Origin of the sequence: Pseudomonas sp. JV449 (assembly GCF_032424295.1) — a bacterium.
Lineage (GTDB): Bacteria > Pseudomonadota > Gammaproteobacteria > Pseudomonadales > Pseudomonadaceae > Aquipseudomonas > Aquipseudomonas marginalis.
This window is the reverse complement of the sequence record NZ_VYKD01000031.1, coordinates 166,026-183,616: the sequence shown is the minus strand read 5'-3', so window position 1 is coordinate 183,616 and position 17,591 is coordinate 166,026. Positions and strand designations below refer to the sequence as shown.

Genomic DNA, 17,591 nt, shown 5'->3' with positions numbered 1-17,591 from the left:
GATACCCCATGAACAATACGACGTCTCACCAAGGACGCCTCAAATCGTTGCGCGCAGCCGGTATCGGCAATGCGCTCGAATGGTTCGACTGGACCCTGTACGCCACCTTTTCGGTGTACCTGGCAAGCAACTTGTTCGACAAGACCGATGCGCGCTCGGCGATGCTCGCGACCCTTGCGGTGTTTGCGGTTGGCTTTGTCGCACGCCCTGTCGGCGGCTGGTTGTTTGGCCGGCTGAGCGACCGACTGGGGCGCCGGACCATCATGGTGCTCACCATGCTGCTGCTTGCGATCAGCAGCCTGGGCATCGCGCTTATCCCTGACTACCAGAGCATTGGCCTGTATGCGTCGGGCGCGCTGCTGTTTTTCCGGCTGATGCAGGGGCTCGCCCATGGTGGCGAGACAGGGGTGTCCTACACCTATGTCGCCGAGATCGCCCCAAGCAAGCACCGTGGCCTATGGTCAAGTTCCGTCTACGTGGGGGTGACGCTCGGGGTGATGGCGGCAACGGCCGTGGCGGCGACGCTGACCTGGCTGCTGGGTGCCCAGGCCATGGGTGACTACGGCTGGCGGGTCGGCTTCGCCATTGGTGGAGTGCTCGGTATTTACGCGCTGTTTTTGCGCCGCGGTGCGCAGGAATCTCATGTGTTCGTAGAGCAGCAAGGGCAAGCGCGGCCGCCGCGCAAGCTGTCCAGGGGGGAGATGCTACGGGTGGCGCGCAACATCGTCATGCTTGCTGCGGCCGCCAATGTCACTTACTACGCGTGGGTCACGTTTGGCGCTTCGACGGCGATTGCCCAGGGCATGGACGCCACGGGTGCCTATGTGGCCAGTCTGCTCGCGCAGCTCCTCTGTGTGTGCTGGTTGCCGGTCTGCGGGATGGTGTCCGATCGGGTAGGGCGCCGGCCCATGGTTATTGCCTGGGGCCTGGGCGTGATCGTGCTGACCTATCCCCTTTCGATAATGGTGACCACTGAACCCTGGACGCTGTTCCTGGCCCAGGTGCTGGGGCTGGGCGCCTGGTCGCTGATCGCGGCGATTTTCCCTGCTGTGCTGTCCGAGCAGGTGCCGACCCAGGCACGGGCCCAGGGCGTCGGTTTGGTCTCGTCGGTTTCAGTGGCGATCTTTGGCGGCACCGCCCCTTATCTACACAACTATCTCAGCGGCGCCGACCTTGGCTATCTGTACGTCAGCTATGTGATCGGGTTGGGCGTTGTCACCGTCCTGGCAGGGTTTCTTATCGACGAAACAGCGGGCATCGACCTTGCGCACATCAAGGCGCCTGGCGCTCGAGTCAGCGTAAATACATTGGCTGGTCGAGCTGCAGAATCAGCCGATCAAAGGAGTACGACTCAATGAATTCCACAGACCTCAAAAACGCCGCTGCGCGAGGCGAACGCCCGGGCGCCAACGTGACCGTCAGCCAGACTTCGGGCCCACGTCAGGCCGCACGCGAGACCTGGGTCGAAGTCCCTTGCGAGTCGGGCCCGGCGGCCGCCTGGTGCTATTCGGACCGCCGCGCCTATAGCCCGGGTGATTCGGTTTGCCTGTATCTGTCGTCGAACCGCCCGCACGTGCGGCTGCGGATCTATCGTGATGGCGCCATCGCCCGCACGCTGCATACCACCGACAGCCTTGACGCTCGATTCCACCCCATACCCGAACGTGCCTATGAGCATGGCTGCCAATGGCCTGTCTTCATGCAATGGTCAATTCCGGCGGATGCCGAGCAGGGTGGCTACATAGTGGAAGTGCGGGACGGCGACGACAGCGTCCTCGCGCATCATCTGTTTATCGTCAAGGCGCTGCGCAAGCGTGCCGATGCCTTGGTGCTCGTCGCGGCCACCTCGACGTGGGCTGCTTATAACGACTGGGGCGGAGCCAATCATTACTTTGGCGTTCATCCCGGCACGCCACGTGGCCGCTCACCGTTGCTGTCGGCACAGCGCCCCTGGGCGCGAGGGCAGGTGTGGCTGCCGGCCGATGCGCCACGTTGCGTCAACGCGAGCCGGCCCCGCACGCCAGGGCCGGCGCGCTATGAGTTCATCGAATGGGCCTCCCTTAACGGCTACGCCAAGTACTACGCGCTGGCGGGGTGGGCTTCCTTCGAGAGACCTTTTGTAGTCTGGGCCGAGCAGCAAGGTTATACGGTGCATATCGTGACCCAGGACGATTTGCATCACGACCCCCACGCGCTCGAGGGCTACGCCTGCGCCGTCTTCATCGGGCACGACGAGTACTGGACGCGGGAAATGCGCGACCATGTCGACGCCTTTGTCGAGGAGGGCGGCAAGGTCGCGCGCTTCGCCGGCAATTTCATGTGGCAGATTCGCCTGGAGGATGAAGGCCGGCGGCAGGTGGCCTACAAGTACGACGCCGGTGCGCTCGATCCTGTGGCCGCTACCGAGCCTCATCGGCTAACGGGGGCATGGGAAGATCCGAGGGTGAATCACCCCGGGGCAACGACGTTCGGGGTGAATGCTCTGCGAGGGATTTACGCCAGCTTTGGAGGCATGGCGCCGCGCAGCCCGCGCGGCTACACAGTCTTCAGGCCCAAGCACTGGGCGTTCCTGGGGACGGGCCTGGGTTACGCGGATATGTTCGCGGACGAAGCCAACATCTTCGGCTATGAGGTGGATGGCCTGGAATACACCTTCGTCGACGGCCTCCCGGAACCGCTCTACACAGACGGGGCGCCCTGCGGATTGCAAATTCTCGCCATGGGCTGGGCGACCAATGCCGAGCATGGTCGGTCCGAGGATGCCTATTCATTCATGCTCGGCGATGGCGATGCACGGTTTCGTGCTTCCATCCTGGCGCCCGACCTCAGCGACGCCAGCATCGATTTGCATAGCCGCGGGGCCGGCATGGTGGTGCACTTCCACAAAGGTCGAGGCGAGGTGTTTACCGCCGCCACGTGCGAATGGGTGCATGGGCTCAGGCAGGCGGACATTTACACGGTGATGATCACAAAAAATGTGCTTGAGCGTTTCTTGCGCAATACGTAACTATTGAGAGCTAGGTCCGCCGCGTGCTTAACCACCGTTGGCGCCGTTGACCTGCCGATGTTTGGAACGACCGTCAATGCCTGTCAGTCTATCTATACCTACTCATTTGGTAAGGTATAGCGCCATGGATAAGACCATCACCGTGGATCAATTGGATACTACCGACCTTGGATCAATCAACGAGATATGGCTTGGCGCAACTCATGCCCAACTGTGCCTATGGCGTGGCGAGCAGGTCTTCACTCACGAGATGATGAGCGAGGGCACCCACGATCAGAATGTCCGACGCCTGTGCGTGCAGTTGGTCAATCCTGATGATCAAGCCGCAGTGGCCCGGGTTGAGATAATGGTGCGCGAACGGCTGAAAAAGAGTGGGAAGGCTGGCGAGTTTTATCCCGCTGAGGAGGCGGACTCTCATCAATAGTAAAAGGAGTATTGGGCAGGCAGAGAGGTCCTTGGGATTACCCACTTATTTCAGTAACAAGACGGAGCAGACCACTGTTTATGGATATCGAATTTCGCGGTAATGGCATGCGTGAGAACCCGTCTGTAGGTACATGCGATGAGTACGGCGTAAGCGAGATTACCCGCTTTGACGATCTGGCTGAAGCCCATCGTAGGATTGCTGAGTTGCACCCAGGCTTTAAACCTCTGTTCTCGCTCGATGACTTGCACCAAGCCCGCTACACCTCGGGGCATGCGCGCAACAATTCAGGAATGGACGATGCATCGGAGCAGGACATCGCGGCGTTACCGCCGGAATGCTTTGAGAATGGTGAATACATTGGCTATCCGACAACGAAAGCGGAATTTGCAATGTGCTTTCGCAATTTCATGAACCTGGTTGCATTCACCTCTTTCGAAGATGCTTGCGCCCATGGCTTGACGCTTGATGAGCAGGCCCTACAGGAGTGGATCGCTTACCAGAACGACCCTGTCTCTCTTCTAGATCAGCCCCTTTCAGCGCTCTTGGTACCCGTTCAGCAGTCGTGCGAGGCACTGGCGGCTTTTCCGAACGGCTATTTCACTTCAGATCTTGATCCTGCAAAGAACTTTGCGGTGGCGCATCATTTTTTACTGGCGCATGGTTATGAACTGATGGGAGTAGGTGCCTCTTACATCGGCTTCATTCGTGCTGAGCCGCCTGACCTGGCCCTGGCTAATCTGGTTGCCAAAGACATTTGTGCGCTCTACAACACTAGCGATGAATACCTGCAAGCACGCCACCTCGCAGTCGCCCAGGCGATCTCCGGTCGGACCCATCTTTGGCTGCGTTATGTGGAATGACCGCGATCGTGGCACGTACTTGGCCTTAGTTTGCATTGCTGCAAAATGGCCACGCCTGGCGAGTTGACTGGTATTTCCAACTTGCTCCCTTGCGTGGGATTCAATTTATCAGTCAGGGCGCACGTCGACAGATCCGGAGCAGCTGCGTGGGCACTGGCTAGTCAGATGTTTCCCGGCCTAGCCGCGTGATGCAGGGGGCCTATCGACGAGTTTTGGCCCAAAGCGTATGTGGTCGCAGGCCGGAGGGGTTTTGGGCTGCTGCGCCAGGTATTAAATGTCGAGTTCAAGGTGTCGATGCAGTTTACTGCCGATAGCAGGCAAGATAAGGTTACTCAGCGCACCACTAGACCCTGTAATGGATTTGGTCACCCGTTCGGCAGACTTAAATGCTAGCCATTGCTTGGCGACATACTCGAAGGTGCGCTCTTCATTGAGCAACTGTGCCTCGAAGTTGGCGGTCTTGGCCTTGAGCGGGGCGATGTGGTTGACCACGTCGCAGCGTGCTTGTCGGGTTCATAATGTTTTATATCCGTTTATAGAGCCTGGTAGAGTTTTTTTACAAACTCTCGGGGTCCCCAAAGAACATTTTGACTGAGCCCTAGAACGGCATTTTCAGGCAGGGAAAATTGAAATTTGCCCCCATTATTGCCCCCAACCGCACTGGATATGCGAGCGACTGCGAATGGCGATTCCTGACAAATTCCAGTATGGCTCCGGGTGGCTTTCGGTGTACGCCCAAACTGGGGTAGGGCAGGAACTGGAACGCCCAGACATTCTCCCTCGGTGACCTGGAACCAAAGCAGGTTATGCGTAGCACAGTTCTTGTTCGGCCCCGCTAACGCAAAGTGGTCGGTGCGGTTTGGACATGTGTCGGGTAGCTAGGCGCAGTACGCGGGCGGTTGAATACGAGTGCCCGCGTGCTGCTGTAGAGTCGATTCATTCAAGTCTGCAAATTAATCAAACCTTGCTCATCCAGCTAAGGCGTAAGCGTTTGAGTATCCGATCGAACGTTCTGTGGGTTCGCCAGCCCTAGAACCGTTGATACACTGTTGACCATGGGCCGAAGCGGTCTGGCATATCTCGCCAAGCAGCGCCGGTGCATAGCACCCAGAGCAAGCCATCGAGCACAGGGCATCTTGGCTTGAAAAATACCCTACTCGACGACGGCACCGGCCTTGACAGTGATAGTGGCAAAATGCAATTTTTCGGGCCGGGTTGGATCTAGCCAGCTTCAAGGGCTGATACAAAGGGATTGTACGTTTTAGAGGTATCCGGGTGTGTTGCTAGATGCTTTTCTGACCGAGTACGACGAAAGCCTCGGTAATGAACTGAATATCGACCCCTTGGGGTTGCAGGTGATCTGGTCTGGGTTTGGCCAGCAGATTTTCCAGAACCGGATCAGTTCCATTTCCAACGATATCCGCAATTTCACCCTGAACCTGTTCAATCACTTCTTGATCAAGAGCCTGGTCGAGGACGACTCGATTGCGCTAGGCATCGGGTTGAGGAAGATCTACAACGGCAAACACGACCTCAAGTTCAAGCATGCCTGTTTGGTGTACTTGGAAAACCTCAACGTCTATAGCGTCATCGCCCATGAAAATACCGCGGGCCTCGAAACCACTGGCGTGCTGGGGATCAGCAAGGCGCGAAGAGGCTGGTTCGACAGTACAGGGAACCCTTCGCTCACGTTCAGCCATGTCCCCGAAGCGCAGGTGCTGGTTCGGCAAACCCTGCTGGGCGTGAGCGGCCGCTACAAGACGCCGTTGGTGGAAATGGGCTTCTTCGACCGTCACTATCGCTACAACCTGCCCACGGCCACGCTGCTGTGGAAAGACGTAGATGCGTTGATCAGCAACACTCCAACGCTTTTTCGTCTCTACAACCTCCTGCGTCCTCACTTGAAAGACCTGCTGGCAAGCAGTCGCGGCCAGCCTAAGACTGACTTCCAGGACATACCAGCAACGCTTCCCAAGGCTATGGTCGAGGCCTTTGCGTCATCGGCGGCGGTAGGTGCCAGAACATGCGATTTCTGGTTGTCCATCACAGGCCTGGATCGGGGTGCCCCGGGAGCCTTGTATAACGTGTTGAGTTCGCCCAAGCACGGCGACGGGTCTGCTGCGAATGTCTTCGAGGAGGCGATGAAGCAGCCGCTGGCGAAAGACGCACAGCGAAAGCTCGCGCATGTACGCTTGCTGGAACCGCTGCTCAGCGAAGTGGACCTGTTGTTCCACCTGATGCTGGCCGAGAAGACCCAGCCCGTCAGAAGGGTCTGGCAGCGCTGGAAAGCCTTGGGGCGTAATACCTCAACCCTGGCCACCTGTGCGGCTGCCATCAATGCAGACACGTCCATGACGACGGTGCTTTCCACTACCGGGCAAGCACGTCTGCAAAGTTTGTTGAACGTGGCAGGGCAGGGCGGCGCCGACGCACAGATGGACGCATTGTTGAGCTATCACGCGCTCATTATGGAAAGTCGTGGCCAGTCGCCATGGGTGACCCGGGCAGATGGTAACCAGCTAAAGATTTATGTGCGGCCCCGCAGTGAGCCGACCCCTGCCGAGCGACCGTTGGGTGGCTGGGTGCACCAGTACTACATTCCCCAGTTCCGGCACTTGCTTGCGGGCTTGCACGGGGTGGCCGCATGAAACTGATCGAGGCCTTCAAACAGCAACTGAAGGAAATGGGCGAGCTCAAACGGGTCTGGCTGACCACCTTCAACCTCAATCTGGGGTTTGTCGAATCCCATCTGCTGCCGGCAGTGCTGAATATGGACCAGCCGCGCAACCGCCTGGACTTCGAAGGCTTCCAGGCACACCTGGTTGAGAAAGACATCGACTTCCGGGTGTTCTGCGACAAGCGAATGATGGGGGCCGACCAGTACAAGCGCACGGCCATCAACGTTCACTGTGTATCTGTTCGCGCCCTGAACACTCACCCTGGTTTTACCGAGCACACGTTGTTTCATCCCAAGCTCATCTTTCTGGAGAGTAAGAAAGGGGACATGGTGTTGGGTGCGGGCAGCGCGAACCTGAGCGTCGGCGGCTGGGGGCGCAATCAGGAGGTGTTCACCTTCCAGCGCGTCTGCAATAACGAGCAATACAAGCAGATTCAGACGTTCTTCGATGCCTTGGTCGGGCCTCTGGAACTTGAGCTCCGCTGGCGCACCCAGCCTCGTCTGGCCGAGGGGCCTGATTGGCAATTCGTGCACAGCTTCGACAAACGCACCTTCCTTGAGCATCTCATGGTGCAGGACCGCATCACCTCGTTGCAGGTCTGGTCCCCCTACCTGGCGGCCGACATGCCCGACTTGCTGGAGCGACTCCGGGCGCAATCAGGTAATCCTGATTTGAAGGTGGCTCTGGTCGCAGACCGCTTGGAGGGCCGGTACTTCCGGACGCCCTGGAGCGAAGCGTTGGCGGCCTGCATCGGGACGGACGCGCTCGCGTTCCACAAAAACCCGTCTGCGCCTGATCCGCTCACCGAAATCACCCATGCCAAGGCCTGGCTCTTTCACGCCCCTCAGGGGGGGCGCCTGGCGATCGGCTCGTGGAACTTCACCCATGCCGGGACCAGCAGTTTTGATCAGCGCAATATCGAAGCCGGTATCGTGCTGAACGTCAAACGCAACGCAGACATGCTGGGAGCGCGCATTGACGTCACCGAGGCCGATTTTGCCAGCGACCAGTTGTTGGCGGAGGATCGCCTGGATGTGCCGCAAGAGCTGCCCTTTGACCTGCAGGTGCACTACGACTGGAAGCGTGCCTGTTTTTCGGTATCAGGCAACTGGTGGGTAGACAGCCCCGGCAATGTTTATTGGCTGAAGTTGCCGGGTGTAAGCGAACCGATACCCCTGCAGTGGCGCACACGGCGCCAGCAGGGCAAGTGGTTGCTGATACCGATCGAGCAGGTGACGCCGGATAACGAGGCTATGCTCGCCGACCATAGCTACGCCATTCTTCTGCGCAAGAAGGGCCCAGCGGTGTTTAGGGGCATCATTGTCGAGAGCGACCAGTCGTTCCGGCGTGTACAAGGTTTCGAATCGCTGAAGGACCTGCTCGACAGCCTGGTGGCCGGGGTCGATCCGAACAGCGATACCAACACCGTGTTGCGTGCCTGCCTGCGCAATGGTGCCGGGCCGGATGAGGACCCAACGGCGCCTTCACCTGTCATCGAACAGGATGCGTTGTCTTACTTCCGGTTGTTCCAGGCAATCGAGCAGTATCGCGAGCGTTTGCGCACAGCTTCCGATATCGAACAATGGGCATTCGTTCATCCGGGCTGCCTTCAGGAACTGGCGGCCAAGGCACGCCAGCAGATTAGCGGCAGCCAGCCCAGCGTGTTCAACTGGTTCCTGGCCCAGGAGGTCAATTCGCTTCACCAACTGGCCGCCGGGCTGTACCGCAAGGCCGGGCACCGTAAGCCTGGGGACGAACTGTGGTCGACACTGAGGGTGCAGACGCCGCGCTTGCCAAAGGAGCTGCAAAGAAAGCTGGCCTATGTTCGCCGCGTGCAGAAGGAGTGTGACTATGCGTGAAATCGACTGGGGTGGTTTGAAACCGGAGCAGGTCGCGAACTGGATCAACTTCGACGCAGGCAATGACGCGTGGCAGTACTCGGAGCAGGACATCTCCATGCCCGCCCGGCAAATCGAAGGTGTTGCCGGTTTGTGGAACAAGTTGTCCATGCACAATCTGGCATTGCTGGCCGATGAGGTCGGCATGGGCAAGACGTTCCAGGCATTGGGCGTCATCGCGTTGCTGTGGAAGCTGAAGCCCAATGCCAAGGTGCTGGTTATGGCTCCCAGGGAAGACATCTGCCACCAGTGGGCGCGTGAGTATGCCGCGTTCCTGCGCGATCACTATAAAGGCGGTTCGCACCTGACCTGCAATGGGCCTGAGAAAAAGCCGTTGCACGGGGCGCAGATTTACAAGCGGCTTCGTGAACTGAGTGATGCGGTGAAGGAGGGCAGCGGGCAGTTTTACTTCACCACTATCCATTCCCTCAGCAACCTGGTTGAGTGGCAGGACAAGCAATCGGGTGATGTGGCCGGCAAAGCCCAGGTTGAGGCAGCCAGGATTCACCGTGAGCTCAAGTCATCGCTGGGAAACAAGGGTTTCGACCTGGTCGTGGTGGATGAGGCTCATTATTTCCGTAATGCCGATGGCGGTTCTCAACGTGCCAAGGCCGCACGAAAGTTCTTCGGGGAAGTGAGGGGGCGGCTCGGGCAGAAAGTTTTGTTGCTTACCGCGACGCCAAGCCATTCCTCGCTTCGGGACATAGCCTCTATTCTCGGCTACTTCATCGACCCACCGGCTGACGGGGCGCATCCCGCTCCGGATAAGCTGCTGACCCAGTACGCATTGCGTCGTTTGCGCCTGATGCAGGGGGCTGAGGGTTACCGTAACAAATATAACTACCGTCATGAAAAAACGCTGCCAGCCAGTTTCCATAACAACTCCGAGGCCGAGATGTTTTTCGCGCTGTACCAGAAGAAACTGGTGCAGCAACAAGGTCATAAGAGTGGCGGCCGCAGGTTCCTGTACGGCTACCTCGAAGGCTTCGAGTCCGTTGGTACCCTGCCAGGTAGCGCGGCCAGCGCGACCGTACCGCTGGAACAGGAGCACTCCGCTCAGGCATTTTCCGGTGCCCCGGATACCGGAATCCTGACTCAGCTTACCCAGCTGCACCGTGAGTACTTCCAGAGCCACCCCGATCATCCCAAGTACGACACGCTGATGCATGAATGCCAGCCCAAGGATGTCTTCGACACGTGCATACCATTGCACGAGCACAAGCACCTGGTATTTGTGCGGCGGATCGCTTCGGTGCGGGAGATTACCCAGCGCATGAACGCGGACAGTGACCTTAAGCTGGCGCGGCGTATCGTCCAGGCCTGGCGTCCGGAAGACTCGGAAAGGCTCCTGAAGGGGTGGCAGAAGAAGAACTGGTCGCGGGCCTTTTTCAGCCGGTATGTCTGCCAGCAGACGGCCGAAGAATCGGACGACCAGGATCTTCTTCACGATGACGACCAGGCGCAAGCCATTGATGGCCTGGAGGGCGATGAAAAATTGGCCTCGCACATTGCTGACTTGTTCGTGGTCAAGAAACAGGGAAAGGATCGCAGGACGGATTGCTCGAACTTCAGCTTGCGCTTGCGCAAGCCGGACAGTCTGTTTTCGTTGTTGCTGGAGCCGGCAAGTGACTACCGCAAGGACGGATACATCGGGTATGACCGCAAGCGTGTGGGCGAGCGTAATCGGGACGACTATGGCGGTGCGGCGCTGCGAGCGCGTCTTGTGCTGCACGGGGAACACGCGTCGCCAGCGGGTGAACAATACGAAGAAATGATGCCGACCTTGTGGGGCCTGATGTATGAAGGGTTGCCTGATGCCACACGCCGGCGGCTGGAGGCGTGGCTGGCGCTTGGGCCACACGGCCGAGCGATTGCAGAAAATTTCGCCAATTATGTAAAAGCGGGTTTTCTGTTTGCCAGCCCGGTCATCATTGAGCTCTACAGTTGGTTCACGGAGTTTCGTCGTCAGCATGCGGAGGGCGATGCTCAACGTCGTTATCTGAATTTCATCGATTGGCTGAGCCCGCGCCTTCACGATTCGTTGATTCGGCAGTACTTCATTGCGGCCTTGGATTGCTTCGAGCAGATCTGTGGAAAGATCACGGCCCACGGGCTGGCCGACTGGAAAAAGGACTGGCGTATCCTTACCAGCCTGCAAAGCCCTGCCTGGTACGCCAGTAGTCATTCTGGCGATCGCCGGCGCTTGATTCTCGGTTTTAACAGCCCGTTCTACCCCAACGTGCTGGTAGCGACTTCGGTCTTTCAGGAGGGTGTGAACCTGCATCTTCAATGCAGCAAGGTGCACCACTACGGAATTGCCTGGACACCCGGTGACAACGAGCAGCGTGTCGGGCGTGTGGACAGGTTGTTCGGCCGGGTGAACCGGCAATTGCAGGAGAAGGGCGAGGCTGAGCTGGCGATCCACTATCCCTATCTCGCGCAGTCGTTCGACCAGGAACAACTGGCTTCATTCGTGCTGCTCAAATACGCAGTCGAGGCGCGCATGGATGCCTGCCGACATACGTCGTTCGATGATGAAATCGACTTGCGCCATGTTGCCGATGACTGGAAGCGATACCTGCGAACGCCAGTGAAGGGGATGAATTCGGCGGACCCGTTCCCAGCGTGTTTTGGCACGGGATCGGTTCCATTGGAGGCCTATAATCCGAGTGAGTGAGGTTGGGAAGGTAGTTGCTGAGCTGGGCATACGGACACAGCATGCCCAATAAGCGCGGTCTTCCCGTTACTCCCGCGTACGAAGCCTTTCAACGCCCATTGTCGACCACAACCTCACCAAACCCAGGCACCTTCGCCTGGGTTTGCGCTGATCATGCGTCCTGACTGTCGGAAATTCTGGTTATGTGGATCGCGTTCGCGCCATCGTCGCCGGTCAGATAAAGGCGCAGGGCAAAAAGCAGGTCCGGGGTATGATCACCTTCGGGTTTTTCGATATTGATCTGTACCCGGCAAGACAAAGCGACAGTCGATTGTGCAACGAGTTCGCTCACCCGCTCGACGCTGCGGGCCAAGGCCTTGGTAATCTGCTGATGAGGCTGGAGCAACATCCTCAGTTGCATATCCGCTGCATCTCGCGTTCGAAGCACACCCAGCAGGAGTTCAAGTAACTCGGTGGTTGTGCGCATCCAGTTGACAGCAGCTCTGTTGTCATCGGCACCTTTTATCCCCGGGCATGGATTGATCTGCCCCAACGCCAGATTGAGAGACTTCAGCACCATTGTCATTTGGGTCGCTTCGAATTGTTCAACGAAGTGCCGGTCTCGCCAGATCGCACAAGCGAAGGTGCGCAGAACGCTTTCCGTGATGTCGCGCATGAGGCCCGAGAAAAGCGCCCGCTGCCAGGGTTGATCCAGGCGTCCCAGGGCGAAGCCAATGGCTTGTGGGTTGCGAATGCTGCCGTTCTCGAGCTGCCCGGACAGATGCTGGATGAAGCCACGTGGGACGTCCTTGTGCATGCAACACATCAGCACGAGAATTACGCTTTTCACCGACGTTGGAAAATCGTTTTCCTGCAGCAGAGAAATGAGGTAGTCGATATTGCTGCGGGCTGCTTTGGCAAAAGCACCGGGGCAGTCGATATCGTCGATGGAGCGACCATCGCGCCATATCTGGATGATGGGGTAATACACAGATTTGCGGATCTGGATAACGAGATTCTTGCTGGTTGTTTCGTCGAACCGCTTGAGTCGTTCCACCTCCTCGTGATACTCGCTGGCAACCCGACGGCCAGAGCATTTGCCGCCCTGCTCATGGCGTTCGTATGAAATGTTGTCGCCAACGCCGAAGTCCGTGTACACATGTCCGTCCAAGATATTTTTCTGATGGACGAACACTCGTTCCTGAGTGGCTCTGGTGGTAGCGAACGTGAAATAGCCTCCGTTCTTGTCAGGGCGCCACTCCTTGTTGATCACGGCCTTGGCCCTGACCTTGGGACGAATGTAGATATCCTGGTCCAGTCGTGCGATCGCGCGGGTTATCCAGTTGAGCAAGTCAGTGGTTTCACTGCTGCCGGGTTTTGGCAAATGACGCAGATCGGCCCAGGCCATCGGAGCGGGGTACTCCGGAGCGGGGGCATCGGTGACGACCAGGTCCCTGGTACGTCGCCAGGTAGCCTGCACCTGTGCAAAAGCGCCATTGCGCGGTATGAAGGTCAGCTGATAGGGGGCGTCCGCACCGTATTCGAACGTCAGGTGGAGCGCACAGTCGACACTTTCCTTAAGTGGAAACGCGCAGGAGTCCAGGCGGGCCGAGTAGCCCAAGTTTTCGCGGCTGTCGCCCAGGAAGAGGGGGAACTGGTAGAACGGCCTGTCCGCCGGGAGGGTGAAATCTTCCTTTACCTCTATGCTGACTGGCCTGCCACGGATCGGCGTGACCGTCGTGCCACGGGACACCAGTTGGAAGCGCTGAGGACGTCCGTCCTTGAACACCTTGATCGTTAGTTCAGGTATCTCGTCGCGCCACAGGGGGATATCTCCCGCACGTTGTTGCAGCGTATGAAAATGAAGGCCTCCGGATACCGGGCTTTGCGTCAAGGTGATGGCGAAGGCGAAGCCGCCGATGCGCGGGTCCTGTTTCAGCACCGAGTTGTCGAGGGCGGGAGGCCTGGCGACGATAGCTGGCGGTTGCCATTGGTTCTGGCCATCGATGGACGTAATGGCGCAGCCGGGTTCCGACTCATCCGCTGGGGTGTCCGAAATGATCACCGAAGGATGCCGCTCCCAGTAGAAACCTCTCGTTTCCGGGAGTTTGTCCTTAAGGGCCGGGTCGAGCCTGGCGACCAGTTTCGTGACGCAGGTTTTGCCGCCGACATTGTCGATCACGACTATCGGATAGCCAGCGCTCACTTTCGAGTAGTCCACGTGTTGAATCGCAGCGGCAATACTGCGCGGCAGGGGCACTGCGCCCTGGAAGCGAGCATTGAGATTGCGTCGGGTGACGTCGAGTTCGAAATCATTGAGGACATCGGGCACGAGCCAGATCAGCGTGTCGTGCCTGAACATCTCCTGCAGCCTGCCGGTGAAGGCGTGTGCGGCGCGCTCCAAGTGCTCGTGCGCGGCTTGGGAGAAGAACAGGTCCGTCGGGAATAGGGTCGTCACCTGCGGGTGCCGATAGATCGCGTCGGAGGTAAACAGGTCGAGTGCTACCTCCGCATCCTCGCCTTGCCATAGTTGCCATGCAAAAGAACCAGGTAGGTGCCTGGCCATTTTGCCCGCAGCATAGCGTGGGAGTGAGGTCGCCAGATCGACGCACACCGGTGTATGGATTTCGATCCTGGCGCCGCGCTTGATCTTTTCCTGTACCGACTGCATCGCGACGCTGTTGAACCAGGGACGGATCTCGAAGGTATCGAAGTCGAAGAAAACCGGCATGTCCGCCAGGCAGTGGCGGCCCTCGCTCCATATACGGCTGTAGGTGATCCAGCGATGCCGGGTCTGGCGACGTGCGTGGACCTCGGACAGGTCGCGAGCAGTGTCATCCTCCAGGGACTGCAGCCAACGCCAGGCGTCCCATACCTGTCGGTAATCGCGATGTGACAAAAGCGTGTTGTTGGGCGGCAGGTTCTCCCAGCGGCCAATGTCCCGCGCTTCGCCGGAGCGCAGCCAGGACAGAATCGTCAACAACAGGTCGTTCTGGTGTTCATGGCGCTCGGCGCACAGCTCCAGGTATTGCGCCAGACGCACCATGCATGCCTTGAACAGGCGGTTCTCCGGCAGGTCGACGGACTGGGAGCGCCGAACGCCTTGCAGATAGGGGTTGCCTGCCAGCTTTTCCCTCAGTGTGCGTCCCGGGCGATTGCTCAGCTTGATGAAGCTGTTGGCATCGAGTTCGCGTACCGCATGGGCGGGCAGTAAAGCGTGTTCCCTGCGAGGAGCCTCGTTGAGGCAGTGGACAAGCCGATCCACCGCCTCGCTGCAATGTTCGGTGATGCGCCACAGGCGGTCGCGGTACGGGGACCCGGTCTCGGGCGGTGAGTACCCTTCGATCCTGGCCAGAAACACCGACAGCGATTGCGGCAGCGCCTGCCCGCTCCTGGGGTCGAAGTCGACGGCATGGCAGAACCAGTCCGACTGCTCGAGCACCTCGCTGCTGGCGGTTCTGTCGTGCGCCTTGTTGCGGGGCACGGAGTCAAGGCTCGACAGGTGCTCACTGGTCATGGCCGGTGATTCCCCCTTTCCTGGCGTTCTCCTCCAACGTCTTGCGCAGTTCGTCTCGTTTCTCCGGGGACCTCAGGTTCCAAGCCCTACGGCGCTCGTCAGGATCTGTCAGGCCGATGTTGAACAGTGACGGCGGTTCTTCCTGGGTGTTCGAGGCTGTGGGGGCAGGGTGCTCGACTTGTGTCGGCGCCGTTGACGAACCAGGCGCGTTGAGGTAGTTCGCCGATTGCCAGATGAACTGGCCGTAGCCCAGTTCGCAGGCAATATCGAAGTCCTCGGTGAGGTGGAAAGGACGGCCAGCGATGCCCCTGTCCAACTGGTGGCGGATCTTGTCGAGGCAGTCGGTCTTGCTCTTGCCGCGGGTGTCGATGCCGCGGAGCTTGGGCATGACCTTCTGTACCAGCTGGTCTTCGAACGCAGTATGCATCGCCTCGGCAAGTCGGGATGGGGAGTTGTCATTCTTCGCCGCCCGGACCTCCGGGTAGTTGGCCATGTAGTACTCAATGGATTGCCATACCCGATGGCCAAGTGCCCGGCCAGCCACGCAGAGTGCTCCATTCAACGCCTCTATGAAGGCCATGTACGGCTTGACTTCGTCTTCCGAGAAGCTGCTGCCCTCTGCCAGCCAGCTTTGCCAGACGGATTTGTGCAGCGCCGGGCCGCGATTGCGCTCATCGAGCGGCAGCAATTTCAGGCGGCGTTTCAATTCGGTCGGCCGCGGGAAATTGACGATGATGGAGCGGTCCAGCACCTTGTCGGAAAGAGACTTGGTGGTTTCATCCTGGTTCATCGTTCCAGTCCACAACACATTCCGGCCCAGCGGTAGTTTGTAGGCTGGCATGCCTGCGCCGACCTTCACCAGCAGCCAGGGCACGTCGCTGCCCTTCCTGCCACGGCGCAGTTCGAGCTTGCTCAGAAATTCGGCAAAGTACAGCTCCGGATGGGCAAGGTTCATCTCGTCGAGCAGGACCAGACACATGGCCTCGGACAGGCCGGGGTAGTCCTCGCTCCAGGGCTTCTGGCTCTGTGCGAGGAAGTTCAGCACCGGTTGGGCGTCGAATTTGTTGTCGATTGAGTTGAAGAAGCCGAGCATGGACTCCTGCGAGTCCCAGTTTGGCTGCACCGACAGCGGCTCGAAGAAAATGCCGCCGAAGTGGGCGTACAGGCGCGGCAGTTCGGACTTGCCGGTACCGGAGACGCCCGAGAGCACGGTCAGGGGCGACCACTCTGCGGTCTTCAGGGCCGTGTGGAAGGCGTTGAGGATCCGTGGGTTGAAACTCAGGCCGTAGTGACTGCACGCATTGCCGATACCTTTGAGCCAGGTCAGCTCGTCGATCTGCGTCTTCACCGGCGGCCTGGCTCGGTCCACGGCAAAATGTGGTCGTTCGATTTCCTTGTGCCGCGCCTCGACCTCGGCAGGGCGTTCATAAGCGGCCCGCAGCCGGTCGAGCTCGACTTGCGCTTCGTTTGCCGCGCCTTCGAAGATCGAAGTCTTTTGCATCAATGACTGGTTTTCCGCAGTGAGCTCGGAGTTCTTCCGGCGTAGCTGAGCGACCTGCTCATACTCCGCTTCCCTGATCGCGATCTGTCGCTCAAGCTCATCCGCCCGGGCCTTGTGGGCCTTGGTTTCGCTTTCAAGCGCGCGGGTTCTGTCGCGCATCTCCTCGGTGGGCCGGTTGGCGAGCTCTTCGCGCAGGCGCGTCAGCTCATCTGTCTGGCTGTTCAGGTCTCGCAGGATCTCGGATGGGTCCGTGTCCCCGAGCTGGCGTTTCAGCAGCTCGAACACGCCCAGCAAGTCGGCCTGTGTGGAGACGGTATCACGCAGACGCCGGTTGTCCTCGATGCAGGACTGCTTCTGCATTTCCAGTGAACGGCGCGCTTCCTCCAGGTTGCTCTCGAGTTCGTCCGCGAATTTGTCACTACGCCGCCTGGCTTGCTCTTCGAGCCGTTGCTCCTTGCGTTCCAGGTTGCGCTCGGCGGATTCCAGCTCCATCGCTCGCCCGTGCACTTCGCCCTGCAGCGCGGTCAACGCCCCCTTCTGCCTTGCCAGCTCGGACACTTCTGCATCCAGTCGCGCGCGGGCCTCGTCCTGTTGTCTGGTCCAGGCCTCACGCTGCCTGCTGAGTTCGTCTCGGATGCGTTCGCGCTCGGCGTCGCCGGCCGCGGACACCTCCGACAGGCGCCTGGCCCGTAGCTTGGCAAGCTCTTCTTCCAGAGCCGATAGCTGCTGCTCCCGGATTTCCGAAATCCTGCGCTCGCCCTCGGCGCGTTTCTGGCGTAGTTCCGCGCTCAAGGCGACGCGCTCTTCGTCATGGATCGCTGCGCGTTGCCGTTCGGCGGCCTTGAACTGATCCACTTGCTGGCGGAGATCTGCAGCCTGGTTGGCGAGCTTCTTGCGCTCCGTAGCTATCCGCTGTTTTTCTTCCTCCAGGGCATGCTGGCTCTTGGCAACGGTGGCTTCGCGGAGCGCGATCTCGGTGTCGCGCAGCAACTGAGCGGCGACATCCTGCTTCAAGACGTCATCCCTGTTGTCGGAGTGCTCCATTTC

General features: G+C 59.1%; 10 protein-coding genes and 1 pseudogene. 7 read left to right on the top strand and 4 right to left on the bottom strand.

Annotated elements, in window-relative coordinates:
- Positions 1-8 precede the first annotated feature (8 nt).
- The 4 genes from F6S08_RS27420 to F6S08_RS27405 all read left to right on the top strand — a co-directional run bounded on the left by F6S08_RS27420 (position 9) and on the right by F6S08_RS27405 (position 4,294).
- Entirely contained in the window at positions 9-1,358 is a 1,350-nt protein-coding gene (locus F6S08_RS27420) for an MFS transporter (protein WP_065927671.1), read from the top strand.
- Positions 1,355-3,007: a N,N-dimethylformamidase beta subunit family domain-containing protein gene (locus F6S08_RS27415; RefSeq protein ID WP_315872612.1), complete on the top strand. Its 1,653-nt coding sequence runs from the start codon at positions 1,355-1,357 to the stop codon at positions 3,005-3,007. Before F6S08_RS27420 ends, F6S08_RS27415 begins: the two co-directional genes overlap by 4 nt.
- 124 nt (positions 3,008-3,131) lie before the next feature.
- Positions 3,132-3,431: a hypothetical protein gene (locus F6S08_RS27410; RefSeq protein ID WP_065927670.1), complete on the top strand. Its 300-nt coding sequence runs from the start codon at positions 3,132-3,134 to the stop codon at positions 3,429-3,431.
- An 80-nt stretch (positions 3,432-3,511) separates the two neighbouring features.
- Positions 3,512-4,294: a hypothetical protein gene (locus F6S08_RS27405; protein ID WP_315872611.1), complete on the top strand. Its 783-nt coding sequence runs from the start codon at positions 3,512-3,514 to the stop codon at positions 4,292-4,294.
- 270 nt (positions 4,295-4,564) lie between these two features.
- On the opposite strand, the gene F6S08_RS27400 is transcribed toward F6S08_RS27405, so the two are convergent.
- Both F6S08_RS27400 and F6S08_RS31630 read right to left on the bottom strand, forming a co-directional pair.
- Positions 4,565-4,786 carry a hypothetical protein gene (locus F6S08_RS27400; RefSeq protein WP_315872610.1) on the bottom strand — a complete coding sequence of 74 codons (222 nt, stop codon included), beginning with the start codon at positions 4,784-4,786 and terminating at the stop codon, positions 4,565-4,567.
- Positions 4,787-5,237: 451 nt separating this feature from the next.
- Positions 5,238-5,422 (bottom strand): annotated as a pseudogene (locus tag F6S08_RS31630) (transposase); the annotation flags it as partial.
- Positions 5,423-5,571: 149 nt separating this feature from the next.
- Here F6S08_RS31630 and F6S08_RS27390 point away from each other — a divergent pair.
- Genes F6S08_RS27390 through F6S08_RS27380 form a run of 3 tightly spaced genes read left to right on the top strand, consistent with a single transcriptional unit; the run spans position 5,572 to position 11,547 of the window.
- Positions 5,572-6,942 (top strand): hypothetical protein, encoded by a 1,371-nt coding sequence (locus F6S08_RS27390; protein ID WP_315872609.1) that lies wholly within the window; start codon positions 5,572-5,574, stop codon positions 6,940-6,942.
- The gene (locus tag F6S08_RS27385; RefSeq protein WP_315872608.1) at positions 6,939-8,831 is read left to right on the top strand and encodes a hypothetical protein; all 1,893 of its coding nucleotides are present in this window, start codon (positions 6,939-6,941) and stop codon (positions 8,829-8,831) included. Before F6S08_RS27390 ends, F6S08_RS27385 begins: the two co-directional genes overlap by 4 nt.
- Complete coding sequence (locus F6S08_RS27380) at positions 8,824-11,547, top strand: DEAD/DEAH box helicase (protein WP_315872607.1); 2,724 nt, start codon at positions 8,824-8,826, stop codon at positions 11,545-11,547. Before F6S08_RS27385 ends, F6S08_RS27380 begins: the two co-directional genes overlap by 8 nt.
- 151 nt (positions 11,548-11,698) lie before the next feature.
- On the opposite strand, the gene F6S08_RS27375 is transcribed toward F6S08_RS27380, so the two are convergent.
- Both F6S08_RS27375 and F6S08_RS27370 read right to left on the bottom strand, forming a co-directional pair.
- Complete coding sequence (locus tag F6S08_RS27375; protein WP_315872606.1) at positions 11,699-15,043, bottom strand: DUF2357 domain-containing protein; 3,345 nt, start codon at positions 15,041-15,043, stop codon at positions 11,699-11,701.
- Positions 15,033-17,588 carry a chromosome partitioning protein ParA gene (locus F6S08_RS27370; RefSeq protein WP_315872605.1) on the bottom strand — a complete coding sequence of 852 codons (2,556 nt, stop codon included), beginning with the start codon at positions 17,586-17,588 and terminating at the stop codon, positions 15,033-15,035. Before F6S08_RS27370 ends, F6S08_RS27375 begins: the two co-directional genes overlap by 11 nt.
- Positions 17,589-17,591 lie beyond the last annotated feature (3 nt).